The sequence below is a fragment of the Natrarchaeobius versutus genome, assembly GCF_041205745.1.
In the GTDB taxonomy this organism is placed as follows: domain Archaea; phylum Halobacteriota; class Halobacteria; order Halobacteriales; family Natrialbaceae; genus Natrarchaeobius; species Natrarchaeobius versutus.
The window spans coordinates 414,205-434,589 of record NZ_JBGFCC010000001.1; the positions used below are offsets into that span (position 1 = coordinate 414,205).

The 20,385-nt window shown below is 62.5% G+C and carries 20 protein-coding genes and 1 tRNA gene; 11 read left to right on the forward strand and 10 right to left on the reverse strand.

Annotated features, from left to right (window positions below):
- Position 1: 1 nt before the first annotated feature.
- The 7 genes from AB7C87_RS02080 to AB7C87_RS02110 form a co-directional block, all read right to left on the reverse strand.
- Positions 2–463: a NuoI/complex I 23 kDa subunit family protein gene (locus tag AB7C87_RS02080; protein WP_369727743.1), complete on the reverse strand. Its 462-nt coding sequence runs from the start codon at positions 461–463 to the stop codon at positions 2–4.
- A complete protein-coding gene (locus AB7C87_RS02085) occupies positions 460–1,545 on the reverse strand; it encodes a complex I subunit 1/NuoH family protein (protein ID WP_369727744.1) in 1,086 nt (361 codons plus the stop codon). The genes AB7C87_RS02080 and AB7C87_RS02085 overlap by 4 nt, the downstream gene beginning before the upstream one ends.
- Positions 1,542–3,200 (reverse strand): NADH-quinone oxidoreductase subunit D, encoded by a 1,659-nt coding sequence (locus tag AB7C87_RS02090; protein ID WP_369727745.1) that lies wholly within the window; start codon positions 3,198–3,200, stop codon positions 1,542–1,544. Before AB7C87_RS02090 ends, AB7C87_RS02085 begins: the two co-directional genes overlap by 4 nt.
- Positions 3,197–3,904 carry an NADH-quinone oxidoreductase subunit B gene (locus tag AB7C87_RS02095; RefSeq protein WP_369727746.1) on the reverse strand — a complete coding sequence of 236 codons (708 nt, stop codon included), beginning with the start codon at positions 3,902–3,904 and terminating at the stop codon, positions 3,197–3,199. Before AB7C87_RS02095 ends, AB7C87_RS02090 begins: the two co-directional genes overlap by 4 nt.
- Positions 3,901–4,314, reverse strand: coding sequence for an NADH-quinone oxidoreductase subunit A (locus AB7C87_RS02100; protein WP_369727747.1), 414 nt, complete (start codon positions 4,312–4,314; stop codon positions 3,901–3,903). The genes AB7C87_RS02095 and AB7C87_RS02100 overlap by 4 nt, the downstream gene beginning before the upstream one ends.
- 352 nt (positions 4,315–4,666) lie before the next feature.
- The gene (locus AB7C87_RS02105; protein WP_369727748.1) at positions 4,667–5,305 is read right to left on the reverse strand and encodes an AIR carboxylase family protein; all 639 of its coding nucleotides are present in this window, start codon (positions 5,303–5,305) and stop codon (positions 4,667–4,669) included.
- Positions 5,306–5,371: 66 nt separating this feature from the next.
- Entirely contained in the window at positions 5,372–6,547 is a 1,176-nt protein-coding gene (locus AB7C87_RS02110; protein ID WP_369727749.1) for a 5-(carboxyamino)imidazole ribonucleotide synthase, read from the reverse strand.
- Positions 6,548–6,699: 152 nt separating this feature from the next.
- On the opposite strand from AB7C87_RS02110, the gene ribH reads away from it, so the two are divergent.
- From ribH to AB7C87_RS02145, 7 genes are all read left to right on the forward strand, one after another.
- Positions 6,700–7,113 carry a 6,7-dimethyl-8-ribityllumazine synthase gene (gene ribH, locus AB7C87_RS02115; protein WP_369727750.1) on the forward strand — a complete coding sequence of 138 codons (414 nt, stop codon included), beginning with the start codon at positions 6,700–6,702 and terminating at the stop codon, positions 7,111–7,113.
- Between the two features lie 4 nt (positions 7,114–7,117).
- Complete coding sequence (locus tag AB7C87_RS02120; protein WP_369727751.1) at positions 7,118–8,266, forward strand: pyridoxal phosphate-dependent aminotransferase; 1,149 nt, start codon at positions 7,118–7,120, stop codon at positions 8,264–8,266.
- Between the two features lie 134 nt (positions 8,267–8,400).
- Positions 8,401–9,150, forward strand: a complete 750-nt coding sequence (locus AB7C87_RS02125; protein WP_369728373.1) for an HNH endonuclease — start codon at positions 8,401–8,403, stop codon at positions 9,148–9,150.
- Positions 9,151–9,259: 109 nt separating this feature from the next.
- Positions 9,260–9,362, forward strand: a tRNA-Gln gene (locus tag AB7C87_RS02130).
- Positions 9,363–9,673: 311 nt separating this feature from the next.
- On the forward strand, positions 9,674–10,780 hold the full coding sequence (locus AB7C87_RS02135; RefSeq protein ID WP_369727752.1) for a branched-chain amino acid ABC transporter permease: 1,107 nt from the start codon (positions 9,674–9,676) through the stop codon (positions 10,778–10,780).
- A complete protein-coding gene (locus tag AB7C87_RS02140) occupies positions 10,777–12,282 on the forward strand; it encodes a branched-chain amino acid ABC transporter permease (protein WP_369727753.1) in 1,506 nt (501 codons plus the stop codon). Before AB7C87_RS02135 ends, AB7C87_RS02140 begins: the two co-directional genes overlap by 4 nt.
- Entirely contained in the window at positions 12,275–13,081 is an 807-nt protein-coding gene (locus AB7C87_RS02145) for an ABC transporter ATP-binding protein (RefSeq protein WP_369727754.1), read from the forward strand. The genes AB7C87_RS02140 and AB7C87_RS02145 overlap by 8 nt, the downstream gene beginning before the upstream one ends.
- A 152-nt stretch (positions 13,082–13,233) precedes the next feature.
- On the opposite strand, the gene AB7C87_RS02150 is transcribed toward AB7C87_RS02145, so the two are convergent.
- The 3 genes from AB7C87_RS02150 to AB7C87_RS02160 all read right to left on the reverse strand — a co-directional run bounded on the left by AB7C87_RS02150 (position 13,234) and on the right by AB7C87_RS02160 (position 15,716).
- Complete coding sequence (locus tag AB7C87_RS02150) at positions 13,234–14,463, reverse strand: ABC transporter substrate-binding protein (RefSeq protein WP_369727755.1); 1,230 nt, start codon at positions 14,461–14,463, stop codon at positions 13,234–13,236.
- A gap of 552 nt (positions 14,464–15,015) precedes the next feature.
- Positions 15,016–15,447: a hypothetical protein gene (locus AB7C87_RS02155; RefSeq protein WP_369727756.1), complete on the reverse strand. Its 432-nt coding sequence runs from the start codon at positions 15,445–15,447 to the stop codon at positions 15,016–15,018.
- Positions 15,444–15,716 (reverse strand): hypothetical protein, encoded by a 273-nt coding sequence (locus AB7C87_RS02160; RefSeq protein WP_369727757.1) that lies wholly within the window; start codon positions 15,714–15,716, stop codon positions 15,444–15,446. The genes AB7C87_RS02155 and AB7C87_RS02160 overlap by 4 nt, the downstream gene beginning before the upstream one ends.
- Before the next feature lie 172 nt (positions 15,717–15,888).
- On the opposite strand from AB7C87_RS02160, the gene AB7C87_RS02165 reads away from it, so the two are divergent.
- From AB7C87_RS02165 to AB7C87_RS02180, 4 genes are all read left to right on the forward strand, one after another.
- Positions 15,889–16,350, forward strand: a complete 462-nt coding sequence (locus tag AB7C87_RS02165) for an SPW repeat domain-containing protein (RefSeq protein WP_369727758.1) — start codon at positions 15,889–15,891, stop codon at positions 16,348–16,350.
- A gap of 108 nt (positions 16,351–16,458) precedes the next feature.
- Positions 16,459–19,173, forward strand: coding sequence for a leucine--tRNA ligase (gene leuS, locus AB7C87_RS02170; RefSeq protein WP_369727759.1), 2,715 nt, complete (start codon positions 16,459–16,461; stop codon positions 19,171–19,173).
- Positions 19,174–19,394: 221 nt separating this feature from the next.
- Positions 19,395–19,682 carry a HalOD1 output domain-containing protein gene (locus AB7C87_RS02175; RefSeq protein ID WP_369727760.1) on the forward strand — a complete coding sequence of 96 codons (288 nt, stop codon included), beginning with the start codon at positions 19,395–19,397 and terminating at the stop codon, positions 19,680–19,682.
- 50 nt (positions 19,683–19,732) lie between these two features.
- Positions 19,733–20,329, forward strand: coding sequence for a DUF420 domain-containing protein (locus tag AB7C87_RS02180; RefSeq protein WP_369727761.1), 597 nt, complete (start codon positions 19,733–19,735; stop codon positions 20,327–20,329).
- The last annotated feature ends 56 nt before the right edge of the window (positions 20,330–20,385 follow it).

Sequence of the window (20,385 nt, forward strand, 5' to 3'; positions counted from 1 at the left end):
GTTACTGGTAGTCGACCTCCCCTTCACCTTCGCCGATCCACGCGCCCCGGTCGGGTTCGCGCGACTCGAGCGGGTCGATGTCTTTGTACCACGGGACGGCCTTGAGCTGTTCTTTGTTGTAGACGAACTCGTGTTTCGTATCGGCGGTGAACTCGAAGTTCTGGGTGAGCAAGATGGCGTCGACGGGACAGACCTCCTCGCAGAGCCGACAGTAGATACACTGGCCGATGTGGAGGTTGTACTGCTCGCCGTTTCGCTTGTCGTCCATCACGATCTGGATCGTGTCGTTCGGACAGACCTTCTCGCACTGTCGACACCAGATACACCGCTCCTGGCTGAACTTGTGGACGCCCCTGAATCGCGGGGAGACGTCGGGTGCGGTTTCGGGGTACTCGACGGTGAACGTCGAGCCGTCCAGTGCGTGTTTCATCGTCGTCGCCATGGATTTGAGTAGTCCGATCATGCGATCACCCCCACGATTGCCGCGGTGAGTGCAAGGTTCGCAAAGGAGAGGACCAGCAGGCCCTTCCAGCCGATTTCGATCAGTTGGTCGATACGTACACGCGGGATCGCCGAGCGGAGCCACTGCGTGAGCAAGAAGACCGCCCAGATCTTCAGCAGGAACCAGACGATTCCCAGTTCGGCGGGACCGGGGCCGGCCGGCCCGCCGAGGAAGATCGTCGCGATGATCGCCCCGCCGAGGAAGATGTGGAGGAACTCACCCAGATAGACCAGTACGAAGTAGACCGAGGAGTACTCGGTCTGATAGCCGGCGATGAGTTCGGCCGGCGCCTCGGGCATGTCGAACGGGTTCCGGCCCACCTCGGCGAAGTTCGCGATCAGGAACAGGACGAACGCGAACGGGTTGACCAGCGCGAACCAGGCCGGAATCGTCACGACGCCGAAGTCGATAAGCGGCTGTGCTTGTGCCTCGACGATCGTCCCCATCTGAAGCGAACCGGCAAAGAGCACGACCGACATCCCGGTCACCACGAGCGGAATCTCGTAGGCGATGTTCTGTGCGACCGCGCGCAAACCACCGAGCATCGAGTACTTGTTCCCCGACGCATAGCCGGCCATCACCAGTCCGATCGAGGCGATTCCGGCGACCGCGAAGACGAACACCAGTCCGACCTCGGGATCGGCGAGGTGAATGCCACTTCCCATCGGGATCACGGCGAAACCGAGCAGCGCCGATCCCGCGATGACGATCGGCGCGAGGTCGTACGCCGGCCGGTCCGCGTTCTCCGGAATGATGATCTCCTTCGAGAGGAGGCGAACCGCGTCGGCGACGATGATGAAGATGCCTGCCGGGCCGAGGTGGTTGACCGCGATGCGGTCCGTAAAGGCGGCCGTGATCTTCCGTTTGGCCCAGGGACCGGCAACGCCGGTCATCGCGAGCATCAGGTTACCGACGATGAACGCGGCGAGAAAGGCGGCGATCAACTCGCCGGCGAAGCCGAGTTCGCCGAGCCCGGTCAGGTCGGCGATCCGCTCGGGCAGGAGGACGGTGTCTCCGTTCTGTAACGGGATCGCCCCGCTCATCGATCCACCTCACCGAGTACGATATCCAGGCTTCCGAGGGACGCGATCAGGTCGGGAATGTACTCTCCCTGGGACATCTCCTCTAGGGCCTGTAGGTTCGAAAAGCAGGGGCTTCGGATCTTGAACCGCCCCGGCTTGTCCGTCCCGTCCGAACGGATGTAGATACCGAGTTCGCCCTTTGCGGCTTCGACCGCGCGGTAGATCTCCGCGTCCGCATCCGGCTTCAGCGTCCGGGGCACGTTCGCCTGTACCTCGCGGTCGTCTTCCGGCCACTCCTCGAGTAAGTCGAGACACTGCTCGACGATCTTCGCCGACTCCTCGACTTCTTCCATCCGACAGAGGACCCGGGCGTAGTTGTCACAGCCGTCGCGAGTAACGACGTCCCACTCTAAGTTCTCGTAGTAGCCGTAGGGGTCGTCGCGCCGAAGGTCGTAGTCGACGCCGGAGCCGCGGGCGACGGGGCCCGTACAGCCGTAGTCCTTCGCGACGTCGGGTTCCAGAACGCCGGTGTCGATACACCGCGTCTGGAAGATCTCGTTCGTGGTGATCAGATCGTTGTACTCGGCGACCTTCGCGGGAAGTTCGTCGAGGAAATCGCGCGTCTGATCGAAAAACTCCTCACGGGGTTCGGGCAGATCCCACGCGACCCCGCCGACGCGGAAGTAGTTGAACATCATCCGCTGACCCGTCAGGTCCTCGAGAATGTCCTGGACGAGTTCGCGGTCGCGGAACGTGTACATGAACGTCGCGGTGAACTCGCCGTAGACGTCGAGTGCGAACGTCCCGAGTGCAAGCATGTGCGAGGCGATTCGACACAGTTCGGAGCCGAGCGTCCTGACGATCTGTGCGTACTCGGGCACCTCGATCTCCGCGAGATCCTCGATCGCACGGGCGTACGCCCACTCGTTCAAGAGTCCGGAGGAGACGTAGTCCCAGCGGTCGGGATACGGCATGATCTGGTGGCGGTAGGTCCCCTGTTGGCACATCTGCTCCTCACAGCGGTGGAGGTAGCCGATGTCCGGCTCGATGTGGGCGATCGTCTCGCCGTCGAGGACTGTCTTGACGTGAAGGACGCCGTGGGTCGCCGGGTGGTGTGGCCCGACGTTCAGGAACATCGTATCCGACTCGGGGTCCTCGTGGTCCGGCTCGAGGGGGTTCGCGTGCTCCGAGAGGGTGACGACCTGTGGTTTCTCCTGGTTGTAGTCCGCAGAGAGCGGATGGCCCTGCCACGTCTCCGGGAGGAGGATTCGACGGAGGTCCGGATGATCCTCGTACTCGATGCCGACGAGGTCGTACGCCTCGCGTTCGTGCCAGTCGGCCGTCCGGTAGACCGGTTCGGCGCTCTGGCTGACCGGCTCGTCGAGTGGCGTCGGAACGACGATGCTCACCTCGTCGGTCGGATCGGCGTACTTCTTCAAGTGATAGATCGTCTCGAAGCGATCCTCGTATTGCTGTGCGGTGACACACGAGCAGTGGTCGTAGCCCGCCTCCTCGAGCAGGTCGAACAGGACGTCCTGTACGTCTCTCGGGTTGACGACGAATCCGGGCGCGTTGACGTGGTCATCGCGAGCGATCGCGCGGGAACCGAGCAGTTCGGCCAGTTCGTCGACCTCCTCAGGCGCTTCCTTCGGAACGGGCTCCGTTCCCGTGCTCATGGTGAATCAGCCCAGTTGTAGCGCATGACGAGGTCGTCCTCGTCGATCTCGCTTGCCAGTTTCTGGACGAGTTCGTCCTCCGGGAGGTCGCCGAACTCTTCGAGTTCGTAGGGTTTGACGACGACGGGGGAGGACTCGCCGTTTTGAATCCGCTCTTGGAGTTTGAGAATGCCGTAGATCAGCGCCTCGGGCCGTGGCGGACAGCCCGGCACGTGGATGTCGATCGGGATGATCTCCTCGGCCCCTTTGACGACGTTGTAGCCCTCCTGGAACGGGCCGCCGGAGATCGTACACGACCCCATCCCGACGACGAACTTGGGTTCGGGCATCTGGTCGTAGACCCGCTTCATACGCGGCCCGAACTTCGAGACGATCGTTCCGGGGACGATCATGACGTCGGCCTGGCGCGGCGAGGCGCGGGGAACGCCGGCGCCGTAGCGGTCAACGTCGTGTTTGATCGCGTACGTGTGGATCATCTCGATGCTACAGCAAGCGATTCCGAACTGTAGCATGAACATCGAGTTTCCACGAACCCAGTTCATGAACTGGTCGAACTTCGTGAGGATGAACGGCGTCGTCCCGAACGCCTCACGGAGTTTCGAGTTGAAGCGGTCGTCGACCCCTTCACCCATCCGGGCGTCGCGGGTATCCGTCGACGGTGCGGTGCTCCCGTGGATCGTCTGCCGTGGTTCGTCGCTACTCATGATCGATTACCCTCGGTTTCCACCTGGCCAGTCGTTTGTGCCCACTGTACCGCGCCGTTTCGCCACGCCCACGCGAGTCCAATGAGCAAGATGACGACGAACGCGACCATCGGTGCGAGGATCTCGAACAGCGAGACGGCATCGGATTCGACGGCATCCAGATACACGACCGCCCACGGAAATAGAAGGACGGTCTCGATATCGAAGACGAGGAACAAAAGCGCAACCATGTAGTACTGGATGTTGAATCTGATGCGCGTCCCGCCGGTCGGAACCTCGCCACTCTCGTAGGTGGCACGTTTACTCGTTTCCGGAACGCTCGGCCTCAGGAGATACGATACCGCCATCATACCGAGCGGTATCAAAAGCCCCACGAGCGCCAGCGCCCCAATGGCTATCCAGTCGTTCATCTCCGTAACGTCCGGACGTTAAAACCGCACCCACATAAGGGTTGATTGTTCGTTTTTCCGGCCAAAGCGGGCCAAGCAGTGGCTTCAGTCGGAGCAAATCCTCACGGATATTCACCTCGAGCAATATGTAGGGATCGATAGGGTGACCACGTCGGTATCGTGGCGTTACTGCCGAGAGCCGAACCGAGGAGAGGCCGATCCCCGTACGCTCGAAGAATCGTTCGTCCGAGCGCCATCGCACAAAGCTACCGTTACCGACTCGATCGAGCCCGAACAGTCGGGGTCGCCTCTCGAGGTGGCGTCAGTTTCGCACCAGACGAAGGTCGTTCCGTTTCGCGCCGGGCGAAAGCGACTACTCGTTTCGCTCCGAGAAACGAATCGTTCCGGCGTCGTGCAGTTCGCGTGAGACGGTACCGACGCCATCGCGAAGCGCCTCGTGATACGCGACGAGTCGATCGCGAACGTCGTCGTGCTGGCGAGCGAGGATCTGTGCCGCCGACAGCGCGGCGTTAAACGACTTGCCCGCGTCGACGGCGACCAGCGGTGCGCCGGTCGGCATCCCGATCACGCTGTCGACCGACTTCTCCTGGACCGGCACGCCGATCACCGGCAGTGGATAGGCAATCGACGCCGTCATGTTCGGCAGGTCGGCGGACTTCCCGCCCGCACCGGCGATGAGTACCTCGAGTCCCCGCTCTTCGGCCGTCTCGGCGTACGCCGTCATCAGGTCGGGCGTGCGATGTGCGGAGGTGACGTACGTCTCGAAGGTGAACCGTTCTTCGGGCGGGTTCTCGAAGTCCGTCTGCTCACCGAAGCCGAGTTCGTCGACGAAGGCGTCGTAGGCGCCGCGGCGTTTCCCGCCGGTCATCATCGTCTCGAGGTCCGAGTCACTGCCCATCACGATGCCGACGTCGGGCGTCTCCTCGTCCGGACGGTCCTGGTCGGCCTCGCGGTGCAACCGATCGATCAGGTCGCGAACGCTGTCGCTCATGTCCGACACTGCTCGGGGCGAGAACTTCAATTGAGAGCAATCGGATCGATGGCGGACGTCGAGTCGCTACGAACGGAACGTCACGTCTTCCTGGAGGCTTCGTGCCGTCTCGAGTAACTCCTCGACGCCGGTTTCGTCGTCGCGCGCGCACACGGTGACGTGTCCCATCTTTCGGAGGGGGCGGGCCTCGCGCTTGCCGTACCAGTGGAGGTGTGCGGCGGGCGTCTCGTGGATCCGCTCGACGTTGTGAAGCGCCGCCGCCCGTTCTTGGTCGACGTCGGCGAGGAGGTTCGCCGTGACGGTCGGGTTTCGGAGATCCGTCGCGGCGAGCGGCCATCCGAGCACCGCTCTGACGTGTTGTTCGAACTGCGAGCTGTGTGCGCCCTCGATCGTCCAGTGACCCGAGTTGTGGGGCCGGGGTGCGATCTCGTTGAGCAGGATCTCGCGCTCTGTGCCGTCGCCCGCCACCTCGAACAGTTCGATGCCGTAGACGCCTCGTCCGTCCATTACGTCGAGGACGTCCGTCGCGACCTCGCGGGCGCGTTCCGCCGCCGCGTCGCTCGAGCGCGCGGGCACGATCGTCTCCCGGAGGATCTCTTCCTCGTGGACGTTCTCCCCGATGGGGAACGTCGCGGTCTCGCCGTACCCCTTGGTGGCGATCACCGACACCTCGCGTTCGAACTCGACGAACGCCTCGACCATCGCTGGGCCGGCGACCGACTCGAGAGCCTCTTCGGCCTCGTCTTTCGACTCGACGGGGACGTTTCCGCGGCCGTCGTAGCCACCGGTCCGTGCTTTGAGCATCACCGGCGCACCGTAGTCGTCGATCGCCCCGCACACGTCGTCGGCGTCCTCGACCGCCCGGAACGGCGGAACCGGAACGCCCGCGTCCTCGAGTTCGCGCTTCTGGACGAGTTTGTCGTGGATCGTCTCGAGCGTCGACGGCTTCGGGTGAACCGGCGTTCCGGTGTCGTCGCTCACGCGCTCGAGGACGGCCTGATCGGCCAGTTCGATCTCGAACGTGAGGACGTCGGCCCGCTCGGCGAGTTCGCGAATTCCGCCCTCGTCGTCGAAGTCGGCGACGATCTGGGCACGGGCGACCAGCGAGGCCGGACAGTCGGGCGTCGGATCGAGCACGACGACCTCGACGCCGAGCGGCGCGGCCGCCTCGGCGAGCATCCGACCGAGCTGTCCTCCACCGACGACACCGAGCGTCGGCCCCGGCGTCTCGAGCGTAGTCATTGCGCGGCGGTTGACGACGGCTGTGCTTAAGAATTCGCAATCGAGGACGACCGGTTCGACGGTCGAACCACGGGAGATCGTCGGTTCCGATCGATCCGGCGAGTTCGGCGGAGAACGGTACCTCTTTTACCCGCCCTCTCTACCGCTCGCGTATGACCACGCTCGGACTGGTAGTCGCGCAGTTCAATCGGCCGATCACCGAGCAGATGGAGCAGGAGGCGCTCGAGGCCGCACACGCCGCGGGCGCGGAGGTCTCCGAGACGGTCCACGTCCCGGGCGTCTACGACGCGCCGCTGGCCGCTGACCGCCTCGCCCGGCTCCCGGAGATCGACGCCGTCGCCGTCGTCGGGAGCGTCATCACCGGCGACACCGACCACGATCAGGTGATCACCGATGCCGCCGCACAGCGACTCGCAGACGTCAGTCTCGAGCGTGATACTCCCGTTACCCTCGGCGTGACGGGCCCCGGAATGTCAGCCGCCGAAGCACGGGAACGCGTCGAGAACGCGGCGAAAGCCGTCGACGGCGCGCTCGATCTCGTGTCCGAACTACCCGACCCACAGTGATACGATGACGATGGAATTCACCGACCGCGTAACCCGAGTCGAACCGTCCGCAACCCTCGCGATCTCAGCACTCGCCACCGAACTCGAGGCCGACGGCGCAGACGTCGTCGACCTCTCCGTCGGCGAACCTGACTTCCCGACGCCGCAAAACATCGTCGACGCCGGACAAGACGCGATGGACGCCGGCCACACCGGCTACACCACGTCGGCCGGCATCCTCGAGCTTCGTGAGGCGATTTCGGAAAAACTCGCCGCCGACGGTCTCGATCACGGCACCGACGAGATCATCGTCACGCCCGGCGCGAAGCAGGCACTGTACGAAATCGTCCAGACACTCATTCAGGACGGCGACGAAGTCGTCCTGCTCGACCCCGCCTGGGTCTCCTACGAGGCGATGGTGAAGATGGCCGGCGGCTCGCTCTCGCGGGTCGACCTCTCCGATTCCGACTTCCAGCTCGAGCCAGCACTCGACGCCCTCGCCGAAGCGGTCTCGGACGAGACGGAACTGCTGATCGTCAACTCGCCGTCGAACCCCACCGGTGCGGTCTACTCCGACGCGGCGCTCGAGGGGGTGCGCGACCTGGCCGTCGAACACGACATCACCGTCATCTCCGACGAGATCTACAAGGAGATCACCTACGGCGTTTCCCCGACGAGTCTCGGCACGCTCGAGGGAATGGCCGACCGGACGATCACGGTCAACGGCTTCTCGAAGGCCTACTCGATGACCGGCTGGCGCCTGGGTTATTTCGCCGGTCCCGAGGAACTGATCGACCAGGCGGGCAAGCTCCACAGCCATTCCGTCTCCTCGGCCGTCAACTTCGTCCAGCACGCCGGTATCGAGGCGCTCGAGAACACCGACGAGGCCGTCGACGAGATGACCGAGGCCTTCCACGAGCGTCGCGACCTCGTCGTGGATCTACTCGCCGAACACGACGTCGACGTCGCCGTGCCCGAGGGCGCGTTCTACATGATGCTCCCTGTGGGTGACGACGATCAGGCGTGGTGTGAGGGCGCGATCGAAGACGCCCACGTCGCGACGGTTCCGGGAAGCGCGTTTGGCACACCCGGCTACGCTCGAATTTCCTACGCCGCGAGCGAGGACCGACTCGAGGAAGGGATCGAGCGCCTGGCCGACGAAGGCTACCTGTAGTCCGGTTTTCGTGGCTTTTCGTGTCGTCTTTTGCGGCCGGGTAGCCTCGCGGCTCCGTCTTCGAGTTCGAGAGTTTGAGTGCCGCAGACTCGAGTCTCCTCGAGTTTATACGCGATAGCGCGGCCAACGTCCGCATGGACTGCCCGACGTGTGGCAAATCGCTCAGTTCCGAACGGGGAATGCGCCAACACCACACGAAGGTCCACGGCGAACCGCTTCCGAATCGAACCTGTAACGGCTGTGGGGACGAATTCTATGACCAGAAGGCGCGCCTCGAGTATTGCGACGACTGTAATCCGAACGCGGGCGAGCATAACGGGAACTGGCGCGACGCGAAAGAAACGACGACGTGCGAGTCCTGCGGCGACTCGTTCTCCTACTACCCGTCCGACAAAGACGGCGTGTACTGTTCGGAGTGTGTTGAGGAGGCGATCGGACTGCTTCCTGAAAACCCCTCTGAGAAAGCCGAACGAATCATCGTCGAGTGTGAATGCTGTGGGGCTGACCTCGAGGTTCGTCCCGCGAAAGCCGAAAAGCGGGAGCGCGGTTGCTTCTGTACACTCGAGTGTTACGGCGAGTGGCTCTCGGAGCACGTCGTCGGCCCTGATCACCACCAGTGGGCGGGCGGTGCGATCGAGTACGGACAGGAGTGGTGGCGGGTTCGTCGGCAGGCGCTCGAGCGCGACGGCTACGAGTGCCAGCACTGCGGCGCGGACGCGGACGACCTCGGTCGGAATCCGGACGTTCACCATCTCGAGCCCGTTCGATCGTTCGATCGACCGGCAGATGCTCACACGATGGACAACGTCGTCACCCTCTGTCGGAGCTGTCATCGCCGCGCGGAGTCAGGGACGATAGCGATTTCTTCTCGAGACGAAAAGTAACACTATTGTGCGACGACGCGCTACTCAGCGATGAAGCCCGGAGAAGTCCCGTGGTGGTGAGCAGTTTCGAAGAAACTGCGAACAACACGTGACGACGAGTGAAACGAAGAGTCCCGTGGTGTAGTGGCCAATCATCTGAGCCTTTGGACGTGTCCGGTTACGGCCGTCACGGAAGTGAGCTCAGGACGGCGGTTCGAATCCGCCCGGGACTATGACGAATGCGTTATTCTTTTCGAAGAGAGTGTTACTAACCCGTATCACGTTCCTGACTCCACATTCCTGATTTTGTCTCTAAATGGGGTATTGTAATCCATTTATACCACCGGCGCCCTCGAGGCGGACACACGAACGATCCATACGAGCGGTGAGTGACTGTCTACCTCGAGTCTCGAGTACAGTCGTTCCGGACTGTGTTTCCGCCTAACACGGTCTGATAATGTATTTATCCGGTTTTCCATCACGCAATTCCACATATTATTAATTGTACTAGCTGGTGTAGCCGTTCTGTAGGTGGGATGATAGCATGAGGGTAACAGACGGTCGAGGGTCCCTTTCGAACGTGACGCTGGAGCAGTGGTTCGGGGCGTTGATTCTCTCGGTACTCGGGGTTCTCGTGCTCGATCTCGTACGTCGCGTCGTTTTCGGAGACCTCCGGATCGACACTCTCTGGGTGTTCGTGTGGCGCGGGCTTGTCGACGGACTGATCATCGCGCTCGCCGCCGTCGGACTGTCGATGACCTACGCGATTCTCAAGTTCGCGAACTTTTCACAGGGAGACCTCGTCACGACCGGGGCGTTTGCGGGCTGGACCGCCGCGTACGTCGTCGCGGGGATCGGCGTGGCGGACTTCGGCTCGACGATTCTCCTGAACGCCGACGGCGGGACCTCGGCTCGCGAACTCGATATGCACCTGTTCGGGGCACCGATCGCGATCCTCGTCGGCTTGATCGTCGCGGCCCTCGGGACGATCCTCGTCGCCCTTGCGTTCGATCGAATCGTCTACAGGCGCATGCGAACCGCCGGCGGAATACCGCTGTTGATCGCGAGCATCGGCGTCGCGCTGATGCTCCGGTACCTCGTCGTGTTCTTCTACGGTGAACACACGCGTGGCGTGACTCGGAGTTCGCCGACGATCGATCACTCGCTCGTCTTCTGGACTGACTCGCTGCACGTCCATCAGGCGACCCTCGTCGTAGTCGGAATCGGGCTAATGGTCGCGCTTCACTCCATGTTGCAGTACACCAAACTCGGGACGGCCATGCGAGCGATGGCCGACAATCGAGACCTCGCGTTGATTACCGGCATTCCAACCGAGCGAGTGATCCTGTTGACATGGATTCTCGGCGCAGGACTGACCGGCGTCGCCGGCTACCTGATCGTCCTCGAGCAGGAGACGCTCAGCTTCAACACTGGCTGGTTCCTGCTCCTGTTGATCTTCTCTGCAGTCATTCTCGGTGGTATCGGGTCGATCTACGGTGCGATCGCAGGCGGACTGATCATCGGAGTGGCGACGAACGTGTCACTGGTCTGGATCCCGGGCGATCTGACCGAGGTCGCCGCGTTCACGCTCATGATCTTGATTCTCATCTTCAGGCCGTCCGGTCTCTTCGGCGGGGTGGAAACCGCATGACTGGTGACTCGCCCGTCTGCGGCGACGGGGGTTACGACCCCGATGACGAGGAGGGCACGAGCGGCGCATCCTCGGATCTGTCGCGGGTCGAGCACGACGGTGGGTCGCCTGACGGGGGTTCCGGTGGCGGGACGAACCGGGACGGTTCCGGAGACGAGCGTACGAATAGCCCTCTCGATCTCCTCCTGGACGAAAACGTTCGGCCGCGCTGGCTCGACGATGTGCTCATCATCGGCAAGACCACGGTCGTGGTGTACGCGCTCTTCATCGTACTCGGCCTGGCGGCTGGCCTCGACTTTAATGGGATCGTTAGTACCCTCCAGCAGGTGACGTTGCTGGCGGCGTCGTTCGCGCTGGTCGTTCTGGCGCTCAACCTCCACTGGGGGTACACCGGGCTGTTCAACATCGGTGTCGCCGGGTTCATGGCCGTCGGTGCGTACACGATGGCGCTGGTGACGGCCGCGCCGGACGCCACCTTCCCCGGTCTCGGATTGCCGCTCTGGGTCGGCGTCCTCGTGGGACTCGTGACGTCCGCACTCGTGGGACTCGTGGTCGCGTTGCCGGCGTTGCGTCTGCGTGCAGACTACTTCGCGATCGTCACCCTGGCCGCCGCAGAGGTGATCCGGCTGGTGTTCAACTCGAGTGCGCTCCACGAGTTCTCGGTGTTCGGCGTCGAACTCGGGACGGGAAGCGGACAAGGGATGTCCTTCCCGAACCTGCGAAACACGGTTTCACGCGAGCTGATATACGTCGGCGGCGATCCGACTGCGGAACCGACGCTCTTCGGTCGGCCGTTTCTGGCGGTTGGCGAACGCCTGGAGTTGAGCCCGTCGGTCGTCGAGGGGTGGGTGTACACCGTCGTTCTCGTCGCGTTGGTCGCGTTCGTGTTCGTCGTCATCACCAGGATCGGGAACTCCCCGTTCGGCAGGATGTTGAAAGCCATCAGGGAAGACGAACTCACGGCGCAGTCGCTGGGCAAGAACACAGACCGCGTGAAGATCAAGGTGTTCATGCTTGGCTGTGTGTTCATGGGACTGGCCGGCATCGTCTGGCAGGGCCGTCGAGGATACGTGGACCCGAACCTGTTTCTCCCCATCATCACGTTCTACATCTTCATCGCCCTCATCATCGGTGGTTCGGGCTCGAACACCGGGAGCGTCGTCGGTGCCTTCCTGTTCGCTGGCTTGCTCTTCGAGGGGCCGCCGTTCGTCCAGCGCATCGTGGACGCCACGTTCGACCTGCCACACCCCCCGACGGTGTACGACAGCGCGGTCGCCCTCGGCAACCTCGATCCGGTACCGCTTCTGGGATACGCGGTGAGCGAACTCCCGAATCTCCGGTTCGTCCTCTTCGGCGCGGTACTGATCGTACTGATGATCTACCGGCCGGACGGGATTCTCGGCCACCGGAACGAACCGGCCTCACCCATCGATCTGGCGAAAGAACACCCTCCCCGTGGGCGTGATCCCTCGCTCTCCGACGGAGGTGAGACGGATGAGTGATCCCACGATCGAGGACGAAGAGCGCACCAAGCAGACGATGCTTCGCATCTCGAATCTCGAGAAGCGGTTCGGTGGCATCGTGGCAGTCGACGGCGCCAGTTTCGAGGTCGAACGTGAGACGATAACGGGGCTCATCGGTCCGAACGGGGCCGGCAAATCGACGGTGTTCAACCTGATCACCGGCGTTTACGAGCCGGATGCCGGACAGATCTATCTCGAGGGCGAAGACGTGACCGAGTTACGACCCCACCAACTGGTGGATCGCGGGCTCGTTCGAACCTTCCAGATCAGCCGAGAGCTTGCGGGAATGACCGTCCTCGAGAACATGCTATTGGCGTTCGACGGACAACTCGGTGAATCGCTCTGGCGGTCGCTCGTCCCCGGCGCTCGTCGATCGGTCGTCCATCAGGAGCGGGAGTTACTCGACCGCACGTGGGAGATCCTCGAACTGTTCGAACTCGATCACCTCGCCCACGAGGACGCGGCGAATCTCTCGGGCGGCCAGCGAAAGCTACTCGAACTCTCACGGGCACTTTTGACGGACCCGGAGTTGCTCTTGCTCGACGAGCCGATGGCCGGCGTGAATCCGACGCTCGAGAAGAAACTCCTCGCTCGCCTCCACGAACTCAGATCGCAGGGCTACACCTTCCTCATCGTCGAACACGACATGGACGTCATCATGAACAACTGCGAGAGGGTGATCGTCATGCATCAAGGACAGGTGCTCTCACACGGCCCACCCGAAGTGATACAGGAGGACGAACGCGTCATCGATGCCTATCTCGGGGGACAGATCTGACGCTCACCGCGACGACGTGGACACTGGTTACGCAGACAACGGATCCTCTCCGAAATCGATTCGATGGTCGAGATTGGAAGGGGCTCGGTCGCACGAACGGCGACCGATACGTGTTCGATCGCTCGACGTCTCCCGAGTTCGAATCCGGCTTCTCACTCTTCGAAGTCGATCTGGTCGACGACCTCGAGTTCGAAGTCACCGAACTCGAAGATATCGTAGGTGACCGCCTGCATGTCGCCGTTGTCGTCGAACTCGACGATACTCGAAGCGCCCTGGTAGGTGATCTCCTCGCCAGCCGCGGCGCGTTCGACCGCTTCGGGGAAGTTCGCCGGGCCGACCGGATCGCCGTTCGGATTCGCTACGGCCCGCATCTCGTCGCGGACGGCGGTCCCGTCGTTGTCTCCGGCACGGGCGTTCGCGAGGATCATGACGGCGCTCGCGTCGTAACCGTGGGCGTTGAAGACCCCTGGTCCGCGTCCGAACTCGTCTTCGTAGCTCTCGGTGAACGCATCGACCTCCGGGCCGTCGGCCGCCGGGGCCGTTCCCAGGACGTTGTCCATCGGATTGTCGGCGCTTTCGGGGAGGTCGTCTTCAATTAGCCCGTCGGTGACGATGACGGGTAGGTCTGGATCGAAGCCCGCGTAGAAGTCACGGAAGATCTGAATGCCGCTGACGGGGAATGCGATCACCAGCAGGAAATCCGGCTCGTCAGCGAGCACGCTCTCGAGTACAGAGGTGTACGAGGGCTGTTCCGGTTCGAACGCCTCCGTGGCCGTGATCTCCCCGCCGAGTTCCTCGAACCTATTTTCGAACACGGTCGAGAGCGCAACGCCGTAGGCGTCGTTCAGGTGGAGTGACGCACCCCGCCCCCAGCCTCGTTCCTCGAGGGCGAGTTCCGCGATAACGTTGCCCTGTAACGCGTCACTCGGTGCCGTACGGAAGACGAAGTCGTCGTCCGCGAGATCGGTGATGTCGGGACTGGTGCTCGCGGGTGAGCACATGACGACCTGGTTCGGGATCGCAACCTCCTGTGCGACCGGGATCGTCACGTCGGATGCTGCCGCGCCGGTGAACATCGGATAGCCAGCATCGACGAGCGACTGTGCGGCGCTGATTCCCGCTTCGGAGAGCGTCTGACTATCTTCACGCTGAATGTCGACCGTGAACTCGCTCCCCGCGTCCGCGAGTTCGCGAGCCGGGAGTTCTGCGCCGTCCGCGATCGGAGTCCCCAGTTCGCCCAGGTCGCCCGATTCCGGTTGCAGAATCCCCAACATCACCTCGCGATCCTGCACGGTCCGCCGTGCACCGAGACGTCCAGTCAAGGATAGCGCACCGACACCACCGATACCCGTTAGTACACCGCGTCGGCTAATTCGAGCCATGGTATCCGTGAAACGTCGAATGTAAAAGTTCACACACACCGTTCGAGGGAAGATGCGGAGATTGCCGACGACTCGCCGAATATAATGAGATATTGACATTGGTGTCGGAACACCGAAACGTCCGATTCGAACACCAGTCGAGACTGGAAACAGCGAGCGAATGTCACGGTCGGCTGAGGTAATAGTGATTACCGGTTAGCGGCCACAGTTGGCGTAACTAATAACTCGTTGAGTAGCAACATCACCGGATGACGTCACTCGCGGGCATCGAGATTTCGTCCTTCATACGGTATCTGGGCAAGCGCGGTGTCGCGACCGTCAGAAATGAGTGTTTTTCGGAACGCACAGACCCAACCGCCTGTAATCGGTTTTCGGAGTCAGTTCGATAGTATCGAACGATACCGCGCTCAGGGCTCACCAAGGTGTCTGTGGCGCTGGAGGATGTAGACCGCGGGAGGAACGAGGGGACTCACTATAGTAACAACTGCAACGATGTACACACTGATCGCCGAACCGTCTGGCGATCAGATGTGCAATGACTTGCAGTGGCTACTATAGGACGGAGCCGACCGCGTAGGCGAGTACGGAGGGTTGCCAGTTTCCGCCAGCCTCGCGGATGGCCTTCGCGTCCAGGTGAATCGCCAGCATCGAGCCGTAGCCGCCGACCACGAGAACGAGAAGTAACGGGAGGGAAAGCAAGAGCGGAAGTACAGCGGAGACGGTATCCGTTACGACGACGACACCGACCGTACCGATTCCAGCGAGAACGGAGGCGAGGGTCAATCCGGCCGTGACCGCCGGCACGTACCACCAGTTCGAGTCGACATCCGCGGCGGTAACCGTTCGATTGTCGGTCGTCGCCCGATCGTTATCAGCCGCTTGCTCGGCTTCCATCCGACGACCACCGCTCGAGGGCCCCGTTCCTGGCTCCGGCGACGCACTGTTCGAGGCGGGCAGTTCGCGGCCCGCCGAATCGGCGCTCACGTCGTCGAGAGCCGAAAGGGTGCGTCGGGATTGCGTTTCGCGACGTAGGCGAGGACCACGACGACGTTGACCAGCTGAATCGCCGCGCCGGTGACCCACAGCCACGTTTCGGGTTCCCACTCGTACCGGTTCGTGACGTACGCGACGTCGTCTCTCACGGCCACGGGAACCAGAAACACCGTGGTGAGGAAGACGAGAAAGCTGAGTTCGGCGAGTAAGTCGTATTGCGTCGCCGCGCTCGGAATGCGATCGTCCAGACCGTACCCCATCGCGTGTCGGTAATACGCTGTTACCGTTCGAAGTAAACCTATCTTAGCGATTCAAACCTCGAGTCGACCGACCAGCCAATATCGATGCGTGTAGGCGGTTTCGGGGCCGTTGCTGGAAACGGTCGTCGCGCTTTTTCAACGACAACGGCGACCGGTGACGTGGTGATCGATCGTGAGTGAATCGACGACGAGCGATCCGGAAACCGGAGATGCACAGATGCGAGACCAGGGCGAACCGGAGGGCCAGAAGTGGTTGAGTGGAATCGTTTCGCTGATCGGGCTGTGGATCGTCGTTTCGCCGTTCGTCTACGAGGCCGCCGCGGAGTTTACGTGGAACAACGTCGCGGTCGGCGGCGCGATCTTCCTGCTGGCGGGCTACAACTTCTACCGAATCATCACGGCACACCCGACGAGTACGAGCGTGATGTCCCTCGTCGCGTTGCTGGCGCTGTGGATACTGGTCGCGCCGTTCGCACTCGAGGGACAGTTCGCGATGGAGGGACTCGAGGTGGCCGCCGCGGGTCTCGCCTGGAGTAACGTCGTCTCGGGGATCGTCGGCGCGGTGTTGGCGGCGTACATCGCGTACGCCGCCGGGCGAAGGGCGCCAGCCGGAACGCCCGCAGGGGCACGCTGAGCCTCGGTCCTCCCCGTCACGAACGATTTTATCGGGGTCGTTCGTTCGCGCCTCGAGTGGCCAACAATGATATAGCCGGCACTCCGAGTGGTGGACAACGGGGTCCCAATGCCGAGTCATTACGATCACGCGCAGGTACAGGAGTTTTGGCAGTACATCTGGGAGCGCGACGACGTCTACGAACTCTCCGAAGATGCAACGGACCCGACGTACGTCCTCGGAATGTTTCCGTACACCTCCGGGACGCTTCATATGGGCCACGTTCGCAACTACGCGATCACCGACGCCTACGCCCGGTACCGACGGATGCGCGGCGACGACGTCCTCCACCCGATGGGCTGGGACGCGTTCGGCCTGCCCGCGGAGAACGCCGCCTACGAGCGCGCGAGCGACCCGGAGTCGTGGACAAAGGCGTGTATCCGCCGGATGCGCGAGGAACTCGAAACGATGGGCTTTGGCTACGACTGGTCGCGCGAGATCACGACCTGCGAGCCGAAGTACTACCGGTGGAACCAGTGGCTGTTCAAACGGCTCTACGAGGCCGGACTCGTCGAGTACGAGGCGGCGACGGTCAACTGGTGTCCCGACTGCGAGACGGTGCTGGCCGACGCACAGGTCGACGAACGGGATGGCGATCGGATCTGCTGGCGATGTGATACGCCCGTCGGTCGTCGCGAGTTAGACCAGTGGTTCTTCTCGATCACGGAGTACGCCGAGGAGCTTCACGACGGTCTCGAGGACCTCGAGGGGTGGCCCGAGGGCGTCCGCGAGATTCAGCGAAACTGGATCGGTCGCCAAGAGGGTGCAAAAATCGGTTTCGAACTATCGAGGGCCGTCGGGAGCGCCGGCAGGGAATCGGTCGGGGCTATCGACCGAGACGAATCGAACGGGACGATCGCCGGCGTCGAGGTCTTTAGCACCCGCCCGGAGACGGTTTGCGGTGCGACGTACCTCGCCGTCTCGCCCGGCCACGACCTCGCTCGAATCCTCGCGGAGACCGAAGACGACGTCGCCGACTACGTGGAGACGGTCCGCGAGCGCGGCCCCGACGAGGTCGGCTTCTCCGGAGTCGAGACCGACGTGAGGGCCGTCCATCCCCTGACGGGCGAGAAGCTACCGGTGTACGTCGCCGGCTACGTACTCGAGGATGTCGGGACCGGCGCTGTCATGGGCGTTCCCGGTCACAACGAGCGCGACCACGGCTTCGCATCCGAACACGACCTGCCGATCGAACGCGTGATCGTCGGGGACGAAGACGAAAGCGATCGTAACGAGACGCTCGAGAACGAACCGTACACGGGCGAGGGAACGCTCGTCGAAAGCGGCGAGTACGACGGCCTCGAGAGCGAACGCGTGCGAGAACGGCTGGTCGAGGATCACGACGCCATTCAGGCGGACGTGACCTACCGCCTCCGGGACTGGCTGATCTCGCGACAGCGCTACTGGGGGACGCCGATCCCGGTCGTTCACTGCGACGACTGTGGACACGTCCTCGTCCCCGACGAGGAGCTTCCGGTCGAACTCCCGGAGTTCGTTCGAACGACGGGGAACCCGCTCGAGGAACACGACTCGTTCCGGCACACGACCTGTCCCGAGTGTGGCGGCCCCGCCCGCCGGGAGACGGATACGATGGACACGTTCGTCGACTCCTCGTGGTACTTCCTGCGATTTCTCTCACCGAATATCGAGGACGCGCCGTTCGACGCCGAACGGGCGAACGAGTGGCTTCCGATCGACGTCTACGTCGGCGGCGACGAACACGCGATCCTCCACCTGCTGTACATCCGGTTTATGACGCGCGCGCTCGCCGACCTCGGTCTGGTCGAGCAACGGGAACCGGTCGAACGCCTCGTCAGCCAGGGGACGGTGCTGTACGACGGCGAGAAGATGTCGACGTCGAAGGGCAACGTCGTCGCGCCCCTCGAGTACGGTGCGGAGACGACGAGGCTGTTCGTCCTCTCGGCGGCCCACCCGGAACAGGATTTCGAGTGGACCGCGAACAACGTTCGTGGAGCCTACGACCTCCAGCAGAACCTCTACCGGATGGCCACCGAGTTCGTCGAGAAGGCGGACACCCGCGTCGAACGACGGGGCCACGACGAGTACATCGCACGAGAAATCGATCGAACCATCGTCGCGGTCACCGGAGAGTACGAGCGGTTCCGGTTCCACCGGGCCGCGACCGAGATCCGAGAGCTGGCTCGCCTCCTTCGTCGATATCTGGCGTACGACCGGCCACACGACGAGGTGTATCGCCGGGGGCTGTTGACTCTCGCGGCGTTGATCTCGCCGATGGCACCGCACCTCGGCGAGGAACTGTGGAACAAGCTTCGAGGAGAGGGACTGGTCGTCGAAGCCGACTGGCCTGAACCGGAGACGGAGCCGTCGGACTACGCGAGCGAACGTCGACTCGTCGAGCGAACGCTCGAGGACGTCCGCGACATCGTCGACGTGGCCGACATCGACGAACCGGAACGGATCGAACTCCTCGTCGCTCCGGCGTGGACCTACCGCGTCGCAGAGCTACTCGCCGACGGGGTCAGCGGTGACGTCGACGCTTCGATCGTGGCCGATCGGCTGTCGGCCGCCGATATCGAGACGCCGACTCGAGAGACCGTCGAGTCGGTCGTGGAAACGCTCCTCGAGCGCTCGCCGACGAGCGGCATCGATCCGTCGCTGACGTTCGACGACGAGCGTACGCTCCTCGAGCGCGCTCGCTGGCTGATCGCCGACGAGTTCGGTGCTGACGTCGTCGTCCACATCGCAGACGAGGCGAACCCGACCAAAGCCCGTCCCGGAAAACCAGCGATTCGAATCGACTGATACGGTTCGGTGTAACTGTTCCTCGCCGCCACCAGTGGTATTTGTCGTCTGAGTGAGGTGTGATCTTCCGCCCCGGTAGACCGTCGGGGCGGCGAAATTACGACCGAACCGACTCGAGCGTACTGATCCTTCGATGTCGAAGGAATCTGTCCGGTGTACGTATCAAAATCGAAACGAAGAAGGACAGTTTTATTCGATCCGGTTCGAAAGCGAGGATTACGATGGATGGTGGTGGCGATAGCGCCGACGGGACCGTTCGAAGACCACCGAGCCGTGCGGTCGTCGAGGCCGTCGCGGAAGCAGAGGAAATTTCGCCGGACGAGCTACGTCCGCCGGAGTACGAGCCCCTCCACGCAGTCGTCGATCCGGAAGCGCTCGATGCGTTGTTTGCGGATCGACCGACAGCGAAGAGCGGCGTCTCGTTTACGTTCTGTGGATACGACGTCTCGGTCGACGAGGACGGAACTGTCTCGCTCTCTGAGAATTCGGCGGGCGACGAATCCGGCTGATCTACCAGAAAACAGCAAGACAGATACGACGCCGCTTCTAACCCAGCACAATGGCAACTGCGGGTGCAAAACGGCGACTTCGGGAGCGCCCGATCGGTATCACGATCCTGTTGACGATCGTCGGATACGCGCTGGTTATCGGGACGTTCGTCCTCGATATTCCGATCTATCCCGAGCTTTCGAACGCACAAATAAACGCACTCACCCACGCGATTGCGGTTATCAATTCGCTCACGTTGGTTCTCCTCGTGTTCGGGTGGTACTGGATTCGGACGAACGAAATCGAGAAACACCGGCTCGCAATGGCCGGTGGGTTCGCGCTCATTCTGATCTTTCTCGTCGTCTATCTTATTCGCGTCGGCGGTGGCGGCGAGAAACTCTTCGACGGGCCGGAAACCGTCTACTACGCCTATCTGATCATGCTGGCGATTCACATCGTTCTCTCGATCGTCGCCGTCCCGGTCGTTCTCTACGCGTTGATCCTCGGGCTCACACACACTCCCTCGGAGCTACGGGAGACGTCACACGCTCGAGTCGGACGCATCGCCGCCGGTTCCTGGATTCTGAGCCTCTTTCTCGGGATCGTCACCTACCTGATGCTCAATCACATCTACGGCTACGAGTTCAGTTCGGTGATCCTGTTTTAGTTCGATCGTTTCGAACGGGCTCTCCCGGCGGAGGCTCTTTACGCGTGGGTCGCGAC

Coding starts and splice junctions, on each gene's coding strand:
- AB7C87_RS02080 (WP_369727743.1), bottom strand. CDS start 463: ATGATCGGACTACTCAAATCCATGGCGACGACGATGAAACACGCACTG.
- AB7C87_RS02085 (WP_369727744.1), bottom strand. CDS start 1,545: ATGAGCGGGGCGATCCCGTTACAGAACGGAGACACCGTCCTCCTGCCC.
- AB7C87_RS02090 (WP_369727745.1), bottom strand. CDS start 3,200: ATGAGCACGGGAACGGAGCCCGTTCCGAAGGAAGCGCCTGAGGAGGTC.
- AB7C87_RS02095 (WP_369727746.1), bottom strand. CDS start 3,904: ATGAGTAGCGACGAACCACGGCAGACGATCCACGGGAGCACCGCACCG.
- AB7C87_RS02100 (WP_369727747.1), bottom strand. CDS start 4,314: ATGAACGACTGGATAGCCATTGGGGCGCTGGCGCTCGTGGGGCTTTTG.
- AB7C87_RS02105 (WP_369727748.1), bottom strand. CDS start 5,305: ATGAGCGACAGCGTTCGCGACCTGATCGATCGGTTGCACCGCGAGGCC.
- AB7C87_RS02110 (WP_369727749.1), bottom strand. CDS start 6,547: ATGACTACGCTCGAGACGCCGGGGCCGACGCTCGGTGTCGTCGGTGGA.
- ribH (WP_369727750.1), top strand. CDS start 6,700: ATGACCACGCTCGGACTGGTAGTCGCGCAGTTCAATCGGCCGATCACC.
- AB7C87_RS02120 (WP_369727751.1), top strand. CDS start 7,118: ATGACGATGGAATTCACCGACCGCGTAACCCGAGTCGAACCGTCCGCA.
- AB7C87_RS02125 (WP_369728373.1), top strand. CDS start 8,401: ATGGACTGCCCGACGTGTGGCAAATCGCTCAGTTCCGAACGGGGAATG.
- AB7C87_RS02135 (WP_369727752.1), top strand. CDS start 9,674: ATGAGGGTAACAGACGGTCGAGGGTCCCTTTCGAACGTGACGCTGGAG.
- AB7C87_RS02140 (WP_369727753.1), top strand. CDS start 10,777: ATGACTGGTGACTCGCCCGTCTGCGGCGACGGGGGTTACGACCCCGAT.
- AB7C87_RS02145 (WP_369727754.1), top strand. CDS start 12,275: ATGAGTGATCCCACGATCGAGGACGAAGAGCGCACCAAGCAGACGATG.
- AB7C87_RS02150 (WP_369727755.1), bottom strand. CDS start 14,463: ATGGCTCGAATTAGCCGACGCGGTGTACTAACGGGTATCGGTGGTGTC.
- AB7C87_RS02160 (WP_369727757.1), bottom strand. CDS start 15,716: ATGGGGTACGGTCTGGACGATCGCATTCCGAGCGCGGCGACGCAATAC.
- leuS (WP_369727759.1), top strand. CDS start 16,459: ATGCCGAGTCATTACGATCACGCGCAGGTACAGGAGTTTTGGCAGTAC.
- AB7C87_RS02175 (WP_369727760.1), top strand. CDS start 19,395: ATGGATGGTGGTGGCGATAGCGCCGACGGGACCGTTCGAAGACCACCG.
- AB7C87_RS02180 (WP_369727761.1), top strand. CDS start 19,733: ATGGCAACTGCGGGTGCAAAACGGCGACTTCGGGAGCGCCCGATCGGT.